General features: G+C 31.5%; 11 protein-coding genes. 1 reads left to right on the top strand and 10 read right to left on the bottom strand.

The window, feature by feature from the left end; genetic code table 11:
* Positions 1-56 precede the first annotated feature (56 nt).
* On the bottom strand, positions 57-1,580 hold the full coding sequence (locus tag AC28QF_RS00055; protein ID WP_488200392.1) for a helicase HerA-like domain-containing protein: 1,524 nt from the start codon (positions 1,578-1,580) through the stop codon (positions 57-59).
* Positions 1,581-1,641: 61 nt separating this feature from the next.
* Complete coding sequence (locus AC28QF_RS00050; protein ID WP_488200393.1) at positions 1,642-4,110, bottom strand: hypothetical protein; 2,469 nt, start codon at positions 4,108-4,110, stop codon at positions 1,642-1,644.
* A gap of 48 nt (positions 4,111-4,158) precedes the next feature.
* On the opposite strand from AC28QF_RS00050, the gene AC28QF_RS00045 reads away from it, so the two are divergent.
* Positions 4,159-4,791, top strand: a complete 633-nt coding sequence (locus tag AC28QF_RS00045) for a 7-carboxy-7-deazaguanine synthase QueE (RefSeq protein WP_488200394.1) — start codon at positions 4,159-4,161, stop codon at positions 4,789-4,791.
* A gap of 53 nt (positions 4,792-4,844) precedes the next feature.
* On the opposite strand, the gene AC28QF_RS00040 is transcribed toward AC28QF_RS00045, so the two are convergent.
* From AC28QF_RS00040 to AC28QF_RS00005, 8 genes are all read right to left on the bottom strand, one after another.
* Positions 4,845-5,132, bottom strand: coding sequence for a hypothetical protein (locus AC28QF_RS00040; RefSeq protein ID WP_488200395.1), 288 nt, complete (start codon positions 5,130-5,132; stop codon positions 4,845-4,847).
* A 91-nt stretch (positions 5,133-5,223) separates the two neighbouring features.
* Positions 5,224-6,177 (bottom strand): acetyl-CoA carboxylase carboxyltransferase subunit alpha, encoded by a 954-nt coding sequence (locus tag AC28QF_RS00035; protein ID WP_488200396.1) that lies wholly within the window; start codon positions 6,175-6,177, stop codon positions 5,224-5,226.
* Between the two features lie 89 nt (positions 6,178-6,266).
* Positions 6,267-7,166 carry a DMT family transporter gene (locus AC28QF_RS00030; protein WP_488200397.1) on the bottom strand — a complete coding sequence of 300 codons (900 nt, stop codon included), beginning with the start codon at positions 7,164-7,166 and terminating at the stop codon, positions 6,267-6,269.
* Complete coding sequence (locus AC28QF_RS00025; RefSeq protein ID WP_488200398.1) at positions 7,153-8,238, bottom strand: LptF/LptG family permease; 1,086 nt, start codon at positions 8,236-8,238, stop codon at positions 7,153-7,155. The genes AC28QF_RS00030 and AC28QF_RS00025 overlap by 14 nt, the downstream gene beginning before the upstream one ends.
* A gap of 12 nt (positions 8,239-8,250) precedes the next feature.
* The gene (gene tgt / locus AC28QF_RS00020; RefSeq protein ID WP_488200399.1) at positions 8,251-9,381 is read right to left on the bottom strand and encodes a tRNA guanosine(34) transglycosylase Tgt; all 1,131 of its coding nucleotides are present in this window, start codon (positions 9,379-9,381) and stop codon (positions 8,251-8,253) included.
* A gap of 125 nt (positions 9,382-9,506) precedes the next feature.
* Positions 9,507-10,394 (bottom strand): 23S rRNA pseudouridine(2604) synthase RluF, encoded by an 888-nt coding sequence (rluF, locus tag AC28QF_RS00015; RefSeq protein ID WP_488200400.1) that lies wholly within the window; start codon positions 10,392-10,394, stop codon positions 9,507-9,509.
* Positions 10,395-10,459: 65 nt separating this feature from the next.
* Entirely contained in the window at positions 10,460-11,407 is a 948-nt protein-coding gene (locus AC28QF_RS00010) for a PorP/SprF family type IX secretion system membrane protein (protein WP_488200401.1), read from the bottom strand.
* Between the two features lie 2 nt (positions 11,408-11,409).
* On the bottom strand, positions 11,410-14,952 hold a 3,543-nt coding region (locus AC28QF_RS00005), incomplete at its 5' end, for a T9SS type B sorting domain-containing protein (protein WP_488200402.1).

The following is a 14,952-nucleotide window of genomic DNA, read 5'->3' as shown; positions in this document are numbered from 1 at the left end:
ATTCATTTATTTATTTGGTTTGTTATTATTAGAAACGGTTTTATATACTATTTGTTTTATTTTAATACTTTTTTTAATATTCCGAAAACACTGCGAATAAATGTAGCACTGGTTAGTACTTTTATAATCGGGTTTTGTCGTGTGCTTCTACTTCTTGTTGCTGAAGATCTTCTGCTTGTTTTTGCTCTTTCTTCTTTAAGAGCACCTGCTGTTTTCTCTTTATTTATTTTTTCAATCTTCTCATTTAACAACTCGTAAGCACTTTCTCTATCAACAGTATCGTTATACTTAGGTATCAATCTCGAATTATCTAATACCTGCTTTATTTCCTTTTCTGTAAGCACATCCATTCTGCTCATCGGTGCACGCAACATAGTTCGTGCTAACGGAGTCGGAATTCCTTTTTCGTTTAGTACTGAAACCAAGGCTTCTCCTATTCCTAATTGTGTTAATACTTCTTTTGTATCATAATAATAAGAATCCTGATAATTTTCTGCGGCTAACTTAATAGCTTTTCTATCTTTTGCCGTAAAAGCTCTTAAAGCATGCTGAATTTTCATTCCCAATTGCGCTAAAACATCTTCTGGCACATCTTTAGGATTTTGCGTTACAAAGTACAAACCTATTCCTTTCGATCTAATTAATTTTACAATACTTTCTATTTGATTTAACAATGCTTTTGATGCTTCTTCAAAAACCAAATGCGCTTCATCAATAAAAATAATTAATTCAGGTCTGTCACTATCTCCTTGTTCTGGGAATGATTCATACACCTCTGCTAATAGTTGCATCATAAAAGTTGAAAACAATTTTGGTTTATCTTGAATATCTGTTAGTCTTAAAACAGATATTAAACCACGTCCGTTTTCATCAATACGTGTTAGGTCATCTACTTCAAATGATTTTTCTCCAAAAAACAAATCACCGCCTTGTTGTTCTATTTCAACAATTTTTCTAAGAATTGCGCCGGTACTTGCAGTAGAAATTCGGCCATACTCAACCTGAATTTCTTCTTTTCCTTCATTCGTTACAAATTGAAGAATTTTCTTGAAATCTTTTAAATCTAATAATGGTAATTTATGGTCATCGCAATATTTAAATATAATTGCTACAATTCCCGATTGCGTATCTGTTAAATCTAAAATACGCGATAATAAAACCGGGCCAAATTCAGATACCGTTGCTCGTAAACGCACTCCGTTTTGTTCAGATATTGATAAAATCTCTATGGGAAACTTTGTAGCGTTAAAAGGAATACCAATTTTTTGATGACGCTCGTCTATTTTCGCATGCCCAGGACTTGGTTGTGCCAATCCACTTAAATCACCTTTTATATCCATTAACAATACCGGAATTCCTTTGTCAGACATATTTTCTGCCAATACCTGTAACGTTTTAGTTTTACCTGTACCCGTCGCTCCCGCTATTAAACCGTGACGATTTAAAGTTTTTAACGGAATATTTATCAATGCATTCGTTATGGTCTCTTCACCCAACATACCTGCGCCTAAAGTGATAAAATCTCCTTTGCTTTTATAGCCCTCAGTTATATATTTAAAAAACGCTTCGGATTTACTCATGATTGCTTTGGTTCTTTTTTATTGATAAAACGCGTAAAAGTAACAAAAAAGATTCTTTAATTTAATTAAGATTATACGGAATCTTAATTATTTCATGAAGTAACTCCCCTTCTTCACTAAAACCATTAATAATTAAATTAACTCCTTTTTCGCCTGATTTTTTTATCTTTAATATATTAGGTTTATTTGGATTAATATTAAAATTAGGAAACCAATCTATAACTTTAGTAGTTATCTTTTCACTCTCTAGACTCTCGTTTATATAGGTATTTGAAGCTTTAGCATATCCAAAACTTGTTGTATATTTTTTAAATCTTTCTTTTTGAACATTATTTTTAAACTTCTCTTTATGATTATATAATGGTAATTTTTTATTTTGCTTGTTGCTTGTTGCTTTTTTAGTATTTATAACTAAAACCCCTTTACTTCCTCTAACACCATAACCCGCTCCTGATTTACTCACTCTAATTTTACCGTCTAATTCAGAAGCCCTAATTTCTTTTAATAGACCATGGTTTGTAAGAACAGATCCGTTAAAAATTACTAAAGCACTTAGATCCCCTAAAAATGTATTCACACCTCTTCCAGTAAAAACTATCTTATGTGCTGAATTAATAAAATTAACTCCTTGAATACCGTGAACTACATCTGCAATTGTATTTGTAGACATTAATCTTGACTTTAATATTTTTTCTGTTTTAAAGTTAGCACTGTTTAGGTCCGAAAACTGAGGAAATACAATCTTTTTTTCTTTTTCTTTTCTTTTTATGGATGATAAAACAATCTCATCTAATATTTCATCTTCAGCTTCTTCTTTATATGTTACAATATTATTGTTTATTATAATTTTATCTTCAGCTTCTTCTTTATATGTTATAATATTATTGTTTATTATAATTTTATCTTCTTTTTTTAATTTTAAAAAAACATTTTCCTTTTTATTAATATCATTGTTATCAAAAACATGAAAACTACAAGGTCTCATATTACCTTTATCATCTAATAAGTATAATTGGTATTCAGATGGATGATCCATTTTAAAATGATCGAATTTAAAAATATTATCTGAATTTAATTTTGTAGTTAAAAATATGCCGTTATCTTTAGAAGATAATACTACTTCAAAATCTGTTTTATTTTCATTACTCTTAAAGATTAAATTACTAACTTTCCCTTCTAAACTAATTCCTTGCTCAAAAGCATACCCTCCATTAAATCCTCCCAGAGACTTATTTAAGTCAGTATTAGATATAGTATTAATTGCTAATTCATCTTCTTTTTTTAAATACTTAAAATTATCTTTATACAAGTTTATATATGGCGAAGTCAAAAAACTTGCTTTTATATTATTTTCATTAATAATCTTTGATTTGTAAGGTAAAACAGAAACACTAGTATTTAACTTTTTATAATAGTTTAATGACTCTAGATTTATGTATAAAGAGTCTTTAGTTTCTTGTTTTAACGTAGCATTCAATTTAACTTTTAATCCTTTTGATATAAAAACATTTTTTCTGGCTAAAATATTTTTATTATTATCAAATAAATAAAGGCTATTAATCCCTTCAAAAAAAGTCTCTTTATGAAAATTTATAATATAATTTTCATATTTCTTATTTAAAATAATTGGATTAATTGATTTTGCAAAACCTTTTCTTTCAAGTACTAGAAATAAAGTATCCTTATTATTCTTCTCAATAGTTTCTTGATTTGTTTTTATTCTAAAAAAAATAGATTTAGTATCTTCTTTTACTTTATTTAAAATAAATCCTTTTTTACTAGCTTTAGGTAAGGGAAATTTATATTGATTGCCTTTAAAGTTTAAAACAATAATTTTTCGTTGTTTCTCCCTAATATAGACATCAAAAACTCCTCTTCCGGATGAATCTGATTTGATATTCCCCATTTTTTCTTTTGTCAAATCATCCACTATTTCACCTACAATTTCAATAGGATTTTCTCCTTTATTAATTTTAAAAAATACTTTATTATATCTTTTTTTTAAAAGTACTCCTGATTCAGGAAAAAATTCAATATTTAATTCCTCTTTCTTATTGGGCTCATTACTTGTAATAAGTTCGTTATCTTTATTAATAACATCAACTTGATACTGATAATTTTGCTTAGTAAAATTCCTATTCCAAACAGTTTCTATTTCAATAAAATATTTCCCTGATTTTAAACTTTTTGGTAGTTTAATTTCACCAAAAGAGGTTCCTTTTTCACAAAAAAACATTTTTTTTTCAATTAATTCTCCTTCTGGAGATTTCAAATTAACATATAAATTAGTTGTAGTATTATATGGCTTATTATCTACATCTTTAACAACATATGCTTTAAACCAAACCTTTTCTCCAGAATAATATACTTGTTTATCTGTATCCAAAAAGAATTTCTCTTTCAATTGGTTATGAAAATTGGTATTATCAATTAAGAAATTTTGGATTACTACATCTTCTTTTTTTTGTTCTTGACTTAAAATTGTCGAATAAAGAAAGAGAGTAAAAAGTAAAATAAGTGGGTTTTTCATAATTTTTTTCGTCTAATATACTTGAATAATATATACATTTGCAAACTTATGTTGAAAAAAGAAGTAAAAGAGTTAATAGATAAAGGTGAAATGCTTCCTTTAATGGAAGAATTTTATACAATACAAGGTGAAGGGTCTCATACAGGTACTGCTGCTTATTTTATTAGAATAGGTGGTTGTGATGTTGGTTGCCATTGGTGTGACGTGAAAGAAAGTTGGGATGCTAATTTGCACCCACCAACAAAAACAGATCTGATTGTTACCAATGCCCAAAAATGGGCTAAAACGGTCGTAATTACTGGAGGAGAACCGTTAATGTGGAGTTTAGATTATATTACCAAAGAACTTCAGGATAAAGGAATGAAAACACATATTGAAACTTCTGGTGCCTATGCTTTTTCTGGAGTTTGGGACTGGTTTTGCTTATCTCCTAAAAAAACAAAATTACCTACAAAAGAGTGCTATAAAGAAGCTGATGAATTGAAAATGATCATTCATAATAAAAATGATTTTCAATTTGCTGAAGAACAAGCTGAAAAAGTTGGCAAAAAATGTCAGCTCTTTTTACAACCAGAATGGAGTAAAAAAGAGCAAATGACTCCTTTAATTGTAGATTATGTAATGAAAAATCCGAATTGGCGTGTTTCTTTACAAACCCATAAATATTTAAATATACCATAACAAAAAAGCAACCGAAATCGGTTGCTTTTTTTGTGTGTAGAAATACTATATTATTAGTCCCATCTATTATAAACTACATTAATATGATCTACCATATCTCTCATGATATAGAAAAAACCTGGTTGCTCTGTTTCTACATAACACACTTTGGTTCTCCAATTATCTTCATCAATAGCTTTACAAGCATACTTTGTAAAAACAACTTCTTCACCCTCATAATTAAGCTCTTTTAAAGCTTTTTTTACAATTGTCTGCGCGTAATCTTCACTCCAACCATTATAACAGTTTGGATGACTTTCAAAAAGATCTTCTAAAAATGTTATTGTTTGTGTATCTCCCATTATAGTATTTAGTTTTAGCCGAAGTTAATAAATTTTTCATAAAAAAACCTCGTCTTAAAGACGAGGTTTTTTTATGAAAAATGTAATATGATTACTCTTTATAAACCCCCATATTAGCGTACTTATCCATACGCTGAGCTACTAAATCTGTATCATTTAAGTCTTTTAATTCGTCAAAAGCAGTTATAATTTGTTCTTTTACTGCTGAAAAGGCTGCTTCTCTATTAGCGTGTGCGCCACCTAATGGTTCTTCAATAATTCCGTCAATTAATTTTAATCGCTTCATGTCCTCACCTGTTAGCTTTAAAGCTTCAGCTGCAATTTCTTTATACTCCCAGCTACGCCATAAAATAGATGAACATGATTCTGGTGAAATTACAGTATACCAAGTATTTTCCATCATGTATACTTTATCTCCTACTCCAATACCAATAGCTCCTCCTGAAGCACCTTCACCAATAACAATGGTTATAATAGGTGTTTTAAGACGTGTCATTTCAAGAATGTTACGTGCAATTGCTTCTCCTTGTCCGCGTTCTTCAGCTTCTAAACCTGGGTATGCTCCTGGAGTATCTAATAAAGTAACTACAGGAATACCAAACTTTTCTGCCATTTTCATTAAACGCAAAGCTTTACGGTATCCTTCTGGGTTTGCCATACCAAAATTACGGTACTGACGTGTTTTTGTATTGTATCCTTTTTGCTGTCCGATAAACATAAACGATTGATCGCCTATTTTTCCTAAGCCACCAATCATGGCTTTATCATCTTTTACATTACGATCACCATGCAACTCCATAAAAGTATTACCACAAATAGCATTGATATAATCTAATGTATATGGACGATTTGGGTGACGTGATAGTTGTACACGCTGCCAAGGTGTTAAATTTTTGTATATGTCTTTTTTAGCTTTTTCTAATTTTTTTTCTATTTTTTTACAGGTTGCTGTAACATCAACATCACTTTCTTTTCCTATATCAAAACATTTTGCCAATTGATCTTCTAACTCTTTTATTGGCAATTCAAAATCTAAATATTCCATTATATATAGTTTGATTTTATATTAGTCGTTTGTAAAGGCAAACATACTAAAAAATTGTAAATTTTAGCTTTTTCCCTTTTTTAATAATACTATTTTTTACTGAACTTGCTTTTTATGAAACTTGTATTTTTTAAAACACCATTTAATAAAACTACAAAAAGCACGATAAAAGCACCATAATAAAACTCAGTACTCATTTCTTCTTTTTCTCCGAAAATAATCAGCGCCAAAATAATTGCATAAACAGGCTCTAAATTTATCGTTAACATTACGGTATATGGCGTTAAGTATTTCATTACTTGTACCGATGCTATAAAAGCATATGCAGTACAAAAACTACTTAATATTACTAAATATAACCAATCATTTGCTGATATTTGAAAGAATTCTATTGAAAATTTCTGCGTAAATAATAAGTATAAAGTAATGCCTAAAGCACCAAACATTAACTGATAAAAAGAGATAATATTAGCATCGTATTTTTTAATAAATAATCCGTTTAAAACAGCAAATAAGGCTGATAAAAAAGCAGATATTAATGCATAAATAATTCCTAATGTATATTGACTTTGAAAATTAAAGATGATATAAAGCCCAGCAATTACCAATATACCTAATATAATTTCGATTGCTTTTATTTTTCTTTTAAAAAATATTGGTTCTATAAGTGAGGCAAAAAAAGCTCCTGTACTCATCGTTACTAAAGCAACCGATACATTTGATACTTTTATTGCTTTAAAGAAAGTAACCCAATGTACTGCTATAATTACACCTGATATTGCAAATTTTAACAATCCTATTTTATCTACTTTAAATGATTTTCTGCGGATAAAAAAATAAAGTGCTATAAATACTACAGCTAGTGACATTCTGTACCAAACTAACGGAATAGCATCTATAGATATTAATGCACCTAATATTGCTGTAAACCCCCAAATAAAAACGATAAAATGAAGGTGTAAGTAATTTTTTAATTTATTTCCTTCCATTAATGTATAAATAAATTGAGTAGGCTCCAAATACCATATTTGGCACCCAAACATTCAACAAGGCATTAGCTCCTGCTACCCCACCTAATACTTCTGCCACTTTTAAGAAAAACACATACACAAACATTACTGAGATTCCTAAGGCTAAATTTAAGCCAATTCCTCCTCGTCTTTTCTTATACGCAAGGGCAACTGCTATTAAAGTTAAAATATAACAAGCTACTGGTAAACTGGTTCGTTTATACAATTCTACCAAATAAACATTTAAGTTTTTTGCGCCTCTACTTTTAGAAATCTCAATAAATTTAATCAATTCTGGAGATCTCATTTCTTGTGCTAAAATATTTTTATAATTAAAATCTTTAGGTGTAAATGCAAAGGTAGTATCTAAAGATGTACCTGAAAATATACTGTCTCTATCTTTAAAAACTTTTCTTATTTTCCAATTATAAAGCTTAAATACACTGTCTTTTTCTTTCCAGTTAATATTATCTGCTGTTAGCTGCTGTTTTAATTGAATTCCGTCATAAATTTCTGTAGAAAAATTATTCCCTGAGTTTCTTTTTAAATCATAACGCTGAAGATACACATAAGTACTATCGTTTAATTGTAAGCTAAATTCTCGTACTGTGTTATCTGAATATTTTTTTTTACTTAAATATTTTTTTTCAAACGCTTTTCTTGTTTTACTACTTGTTGGCACAAAAAAGTGATTCATAGATAAAGCTACTAAACAAACAATGGTAGCTCCTAGGAAATAAGGGTATAAAAAACGAGTAAAGGATACTTGAGAACCATTTATAGCTACAATTTCTGTGTTATTTGCTAATCGAGATGTAAATAAAATTACGCCTATAAATAATGCCAAAGGCATAAATGTATTCGCATAATAAATAATAAAATTCACATAATAGTCTACTGCTACCTCATAAAAAGTTAAATTTTCATCACGTAAAAATTTATCTATTTTTTCTGCAATATCAATAGCTACCGCAATGGGTATTAATATTAATAAAGTAAACAAAAATGTTACTAAATAACGCTTTAATATGTACCAATCAAGTATTTTCAAAAAACTAGTTTTTTATAAACGATTGTCCATTTGTTTTACCATTTTATCTTTCCACTCTGTAAAGTCTCCTGCTAAAATGTGTTTTCTTGCTTCTCTTGTTAACCACAAATAGAATCCTAAATTATGAATAGACGCTATTTGCTTACCTAACATTTCTTTTGCTGCAAAAAGGTGACGTAAGTACGCTTTCGAGTACATGGTATCTACCCAAGTAATTCCCATTTCATCGATAGGAGAAAAATCTTGCCCCCACTTTTTGTTCTTAATATTTATAGATCCGTGTGCTGTAAATAACATACCGTTACGTGCATTACGTGTTGGCATTACACAATCGAACATATCAATACCTAAGGCTATGTTTTCTAGAATATTAATAGGTGTTCCTACGCCCATTAAATAACGAGGCTTATCTTCAGGTAAAATAGCCGTAACTATTTCTGTCATTGCGTATAACTCTTCTGCTGGTTCCCCTACAGAAAGTCCGCCAATGGCATTTCCTTGCGCACCTACAGATGCTATATATTCTGCAGATTGTTGTCTTAAATCTTTATAAGTGCTTCCTTGTACAATAGGAAAAAACGTTTGTTCGTGCCCGTACTTAAAAGGTAATTTTTCTAAATGATTTACACATCTTTTCAACCATCTATGCGTCATATGCATAGAGCGTTTTGCGTAATTATAATCACAAGGATACGGTGTACACTCATCAAATGCCATAATAATATCAGCACCAATGGTACGTTGTGTTTCCATCACATTTTCTGGTGTAAAGAAATGTGTAGATCCGTCAATATGACTTTTAAACTTCACACCTTCTTCGTTAATTTTTCTTCTTCCAGAAAGCGAATACACTTGATATCCACCACTATCTGTTAAAATATTACGATCCCAATTCATAAACTTATGTAAACCTCCTGCGGCTTCTAAAGTTTCTAATTTTGGGCGTAAGTATAAGTGATAGGTATTTCCTAAAATTATATCTGGATTGATCTCGTTTTTTAACTCTGATTGATGCACACCTTTTACAGTACCTACTGTACCTACAGGCATGAATATTGGAGTTTCTATTGTTCCGTGATCGGTTGTAATAACACCAGCTCGTGCTTTACTTTTTGGGTCGGTTATTTTTAAGTCGAATTGCATAAGTGGCAAAGATACGCTTATTTAAGAATTGGAAAAGTAAATAAAATCATAATAATTAGTAAGTAGTTGGCTGTTGCTTTAATTTTACATTTCACACCTACAACTACCTTTTTTATAAAGACTTTTTATTTACGTTTACGTCCAAATTTTTGGTTAGAATTTCTTTTTGTTTTTGGTGAGTTTTTTCTGAAAGTTGCGCTTTTTTTATTAAAATCGTCTTGCTTTAGCACTTCCTTTTTTCTTGGTTGTTTTGGCTTCTTTTTCTCAACAACTGTAGATGCTTCTTCTGTTTTTGAAGAACTAGCGATCATTTCATTGATTTCCTTCATTTCATCAGCTGTTAATTCTCGCCAATCGCCAGGTTTTAGTTTATCTAAAGAAACATTCATAATACGTTCACGTTTTAATTTCGTTACTTCGTATTCTAGATATTCACACATTCGTCGTATTTGACGATTTAAACCTTGAGTTAAAATAATTTGAAATGTGAAGTCATTTATTTTTTTAACCTTACACTTTTGAGTTACCGTTCCTAAAATAGGAATTCCGTTACCCATTCTTGCGATAAAATCATCTGTTATTTGTTTATCAACCGTAACAATGTATTCTTTTTCGTGGTTGTTTCCTGCGCGTAAAATTTTATTAACAATATCGCCGTCATTGGTTAAAAATATTAAGCCTTCAGAAGGTTTATCTAAACGTCCAATAGGAAATAACCTTTCTGGATGGCCTACAAATTTTACAATGTTCTTTTTTTCTTTACTATCGGTGGTACAAACAATACCAACTGGTTTGTTTAATGCGATGTATAGTGTTGTTGGTTTTGCTTCTAATAAACGCCCATCTACATGCACTTTATCTCCCTCAAAAACTCTATTACCTAATTGAGCAACATTTTTATTGATGCTTACCCTACCTGCTGCTATAAATTTTTCAGCGTCCCTACGAGAACAAAAACCTGTACTGCTGATAAATTTATTAAGATTTGTTGAAATTTTATTCTTGTTTTCCATTATTGCAAAGAAAAAGAAAATCCCCAAGTTTTAGCTTGAGGATCTTATAATATTATTTTGTTTTTTTAAAAAATCATCATTTTCTGCGTACAACGTGCTAAACTAGGTCTTCTATCATAGTCAAAACCAAGCGTAATCATGTGTGTACCGTAATTAAAATCTTGCGTCTTATTAATGTTTACACTAAAACCATAAGACATATATAGGTTGTTCTTATTTAAACCTATTAATGGTGCTATTGCATTAGGTACAAAAAATTGATCATTTAAGAAGGTATAACTTAAACCTGCCCAAACATAACCATCGTTAACACCTTTTCTTACTTTTACATTCAAATCGGTTCTCGATCTTTTATCAGCTTCATAGTATTCAACAAAAATAGAAGGTTCTATTTCTACCATATTACTAATTCTTGCCAATACATAAGAGGTGTATAATGTAAATCTTCGTAAAGATTCTGGTTCGTTGGTTGCAAAATCATCTATTTTTTTATTTAACAGATTGTTTGCATTTACACTCATACTAAATCGTTCGTAACGGTATAACATACCTACATCGAAATTAGAGCTTGTTTGTGATCTGTTTGGCACCGATTCTCCTGAATTATTTTCTGAAGTATCTATACCAAATTGCACAAAATTATAGCTTAAACCAAATGATAAAAAACTATCATGAAAATTACTTAATGTTAAATGACTTGCCAATGATAATTTTACTCCTTTTTGCGAGGTAAATCCGTTTTTATCATTAAAAACAGTAATACCTCCTCCAAAACGATCTGCTAAACGAGCTTCAACCACTAACGATTGTGTATCAGGAGCCCCATCAACACCAACCCATTGGCTTACACCGTTTAATCGTACCTGTAACCCACTTCCAATACCTGCATAACTTGGCGATATTAAAAAAGGATTATCTGCCATATGACTTATATATTGAGGTAAGTTTACCTCTTGAGCTACTAATTTGACACTACAAATTAGGATACTTATTGTTATTAATATCTTTCTCATTTTTATCTATATAATGTAAAGTGTCCCATTAACTTTTTCTCTTCTCCTGATAGCTCATTAAAGTAAATAGTGTACCAGTAATCTCCTGCTGGTAATGGTTTACCGTCATAAGTACCGTCCCATCCTTGCACAACACCTTGATAATTAACGATTTTACGAGCATATCTATCATAAATAAATACCCTTAAGTTATGATAAGGTTCTACTTCTAATGGATACCAGAAATCGTTTGTACCATCACCATCTGGTGTAAATAAATTTAACACCGTAATAGTTACATAAACACCTCTTATCGTTATTGTTACTTGACAACCTCTTGCATCGGTTACTGTTATCGTGTAATCTTTAGTTTGTAGGATTGTAAATTCATTTTCCTCTCCGTAATCCACTCCATCAACAGTAAAGTTATAAGGAGGTAAACCAAAGTCTACATTTGCTATTAACTTATTTTTTTGTGAATCGTCAATAAACATCGTTAATGCTTGAATATCTTCAATGTCTATCGGATCACTTGAACTTTGAGCACAATTAGATATTGTGTTTGTTGCCGTAACCGTATAACCGTTACCAGCAGCAACATCAACAAATTCTCCTGTTGTATTTGTTGCAACAGCAATGCCTGCTCCATCATATAACGTATAAGACATGTTATTCTTATATTGATCGGCAACAATTGCTACAATAATATTACCTACCGGACAAGTGTACTCCCAATCTACTGTTAAAGCTAAGTCTATAGTTTCATCAGTGTTAATCGCTGGTAAAGCTACTGAAGGACATCCGCCACCACTATCTCTTACACTAATCACATATACCGTATCATCTTCTATACCTTCTGCAGCACCTAAACTAATGGTACCTGTATTATATGGCGTTGCTATTTCAACATTATTAATACTAATAAAGTAAGGTAATGTTCCTCCTTGTACATCAACGGTAATTGTTGGTGCTGGATCATCTAAACATGTTTGCTGCGTTACACTATTTAAACTTATCTGTAATGCATCTGGCTCGGTAATTACAACTTCAATAGGTGGTACAATTGTACATCCTATAACATCTTTTATGGTTACATAATAGGTTGCTGCTGGTAAATTCTCGAACACACCGTTTGTTACAAACTTATCTGCTGGATATAATGGATTCGCTGGTACCGAGATTAAATTATATTCATAACCTCCGTTTCCATCAATACCTTGTGCTGTAATAATACCTGTACTACCTCCAAAACATGATACATTTTGTGTAGCAACAGCTGTACCTGTTAATGCTATTGGCTCTGCTATGGTATACTCACCTGTTACAGTGCTACAAACTTCACCTGCTGCATTGGTACTTCTCACATTAATTTTATACGTACCAACACCTAAACCTGCAAATGAATTATCACTTTGCCATGTTCTTATTTCAACGTCATTTTCGTCTACTAATTGGTATTCATAGTTTCCAAATCCGTCTTGAGCATCTGCTATTAATACGCCGTTTGCATCACCATTACAGGTAATAAATGCCGATGAAACATCTAATGTTGCTGTTACATCTGTATACGGATTAATTCTTACCGTTATTGCATCTGAAATACATGCTTCGTTATCTCTTACATATACTTGGTGTTCTCCTGCAGGAAGATCAAATCTATGATTTGGTACTGCATTAGCGGCTACAAAATTAATACCATCTGTACTAAATTCGTAAGGCCCTGTTCCTCCTGAACCCGAAACTTCAACAATTGCTAGTCCTGAACTATTACAAGTAATAACTGCTATAATATCTGCTGATGCTACGACTTCTGTAGGATCTACAATATCAATAGGTCCAACTCTACCATCACAAGAATAACCATCTGCCACTAATACATAATACCCAATACCTGCTGGTAAATTAGTGAACGTATTTGATGACTGACTTGCTGTTCTTGTTCCGTCAGGATATTCTAATATATACGTGTATGTTAATAACGGGGTTCCTGCTTGTAACTGACCTTCTACTGCATCAACCGAAATGGTTGCCGTGCTTTCATCAATACAAACATTTGGTGTTACTGTAAATGTACCTGTTATTGGTATACCATCCTCTAAAGTAAAAGTGATTGATTCTATACAGTTATTCGCATCTCTTACTGTTGCTATATAATCTCCTGCTGTTAAGCCTGTAATTACTGCATTAGTATCGAAAGCCTGAATCGTATTTCCTGTTGTATTGTTTACTAACTCATATTCGTAAACTCCCCAACCACCTACAGCTGTTAAACTAACTTCTCCAGAATCTGTTGGTGTACATTTTATATACGTTAATTCTTCTGACAGTGCTAAATCAACCGTTGGTTGTACAATTTCGAAAGGATTCGATTCTGGTGAACAGAATGGTGTATCAATCATCGAAATTGTTACATAGTAATTACCTGCAGCTAAACCTGTAATAGTCGTTGCTGTAGTTCCTACTCCTGCTCCTGTAATACCTGTAGTTACACCACCAACATTAAACACTTCATATGTATAATCGCCACCATAGGTTGATGTTGGACTAAAGCTTACATCTACACTTGCTGTACCATTAAAACATGCTCGCTGAATATTATCAATAATTAAATCGAATACTGGCGCATCGTTTACGGTATAAAATTCTGTAAACACACAATTTGTGTCGGTATTTTCAACTTCTATTCTGTAAACTCCTGTTGGTAATAAGGTAACAAAATCACCATCAGCTGTTCTTGTTTCTAATAATGCATTTGATGTATTATTATATAACCTGTACTCAACATTTGCTATAGGCAATGTACTTGTATAGGTTGCTAAAATATCTTCACCTTCATTACAATCAATCGCTCTGTCTGGAGTAATTGTCACTGCAGTTATTCTTGCGAAAGGCGCAATTGTTCTTGTTGCTGAATCAGAACAGTTGTTGCTATCGAAAACTGTTACGGTTACTTCACCACCTGCTTCGTTTGTTATTGTAAAATTAAATACACCACTATCTTGTGTTATATCATCTGATGTATCTGCTGGCGTACCATTGTCATATACAAATATTGCTCTTACAAAATCGCCTGTACCACCTGCTCCTGTTGTATCAACAGATATAGTTGCATTGTTTGTAGTATTTGTTCCTACAGCACAATCAAAATCTGTTACGGTAACTGCTCCTGAAATATCAATAATTGGATTTTCATTTATAGTTTCTGTTACATCAAAAGTACAACCATTAGTACCTGTTGCGGTTATAATGTATGTATCTGCTGGTAAACCTTCAAACGTATTTGTTGCTGTATCAAAAGTACCAACGCTAGGTGAAATTGTATAGGTTAATGGCGAAATACCATTATCTAAAGCCGTTACTCGTATTGCCCCGTTTGATGCACCGTTACAAATATTATCTGTAATTACTGATGCTGTAAAACTTGGTATTGTAGCCGCTGCAATATCAATTGTTCTTGTTACCGAACAGGTTGGGTTTGATGCGGTATCTGTTATTATTACCGTATACGTTCCTACCACTGTTGGATTAAAAGTTAACGGACTTGTAAAAGCAGTTCCTGATGCAAC

The sequence above is a fragment of the Tenacibaculum sp. M1.3A genome, assembly GCF_057732375.1.
The sequence above is the reverse complement of the archived record's forward strand: the minus strand, read 5'-3'. Positions and strand labels throughout refer to the sequence as shown.

Coding starts and splice junctions, on each gene's coding strand:
- AC28QF_RS00050 (WP_488200393.1), bottom strand. CDS start 4,110: ATGAAAAACCCACTTATTTTACTTTTTACTCTCTTTCTTTATTCGACA.
- AC28QF_RS00040 (WP_488200395.1), bottom strand. CDS start 5,132: ATGGGAGATACACAAACAATAACATTTTTAGAAGATCTTTTTGAAAGT.
- AC28QF_RS00045 (WP_488200394.1), top strand. CDS start 4,159: ATGTTGAAAAAAGAAGTAAAAGAGTTAATAGATAAAGGTGAAATGCTT.
- tgt (WP_488200399.1), bottom strand. CDS start 9,381: ATGCAATTCGACTTAAAAATAACCGACCCAAAAAGTAAAGCACGAGCT.
- AC28QF_RS00035 (WP_488200396.1), bottom strand. CDS start 6,177: ATGGAATATTTAGATTTTGAATTGCCAATAAAAGAGTTAGAAGATCAA.
- AC28QF_RS00010 (WP_488200401.1), bottom strand. CDS start 11,407: ATGAGAAAGATATTAATAACAATAAGTATCCTAATTTGTAGTGTCAAA.
- AC28QF_RS00055 (WP_488200392.1), bottom strand. CDS start 1,580: ATGAGTAAATCCGAAGCGTTTTTTAAATATATAACTGAGGGCTATAAA.
- AC28QF_RS00030 (WP_488200397.1), bottom strand. CDS start 7,166: ATGGAAGGAAATAAATTAAAAAATTACTTACACCTTCATTTTATCGTT.
- rluF (WP_488200400.1), bottom strand. CDS start 10,394: ATGGAAAACAAGAATAAAATTTCAACAAATCTTAATAAATTTATCAGC.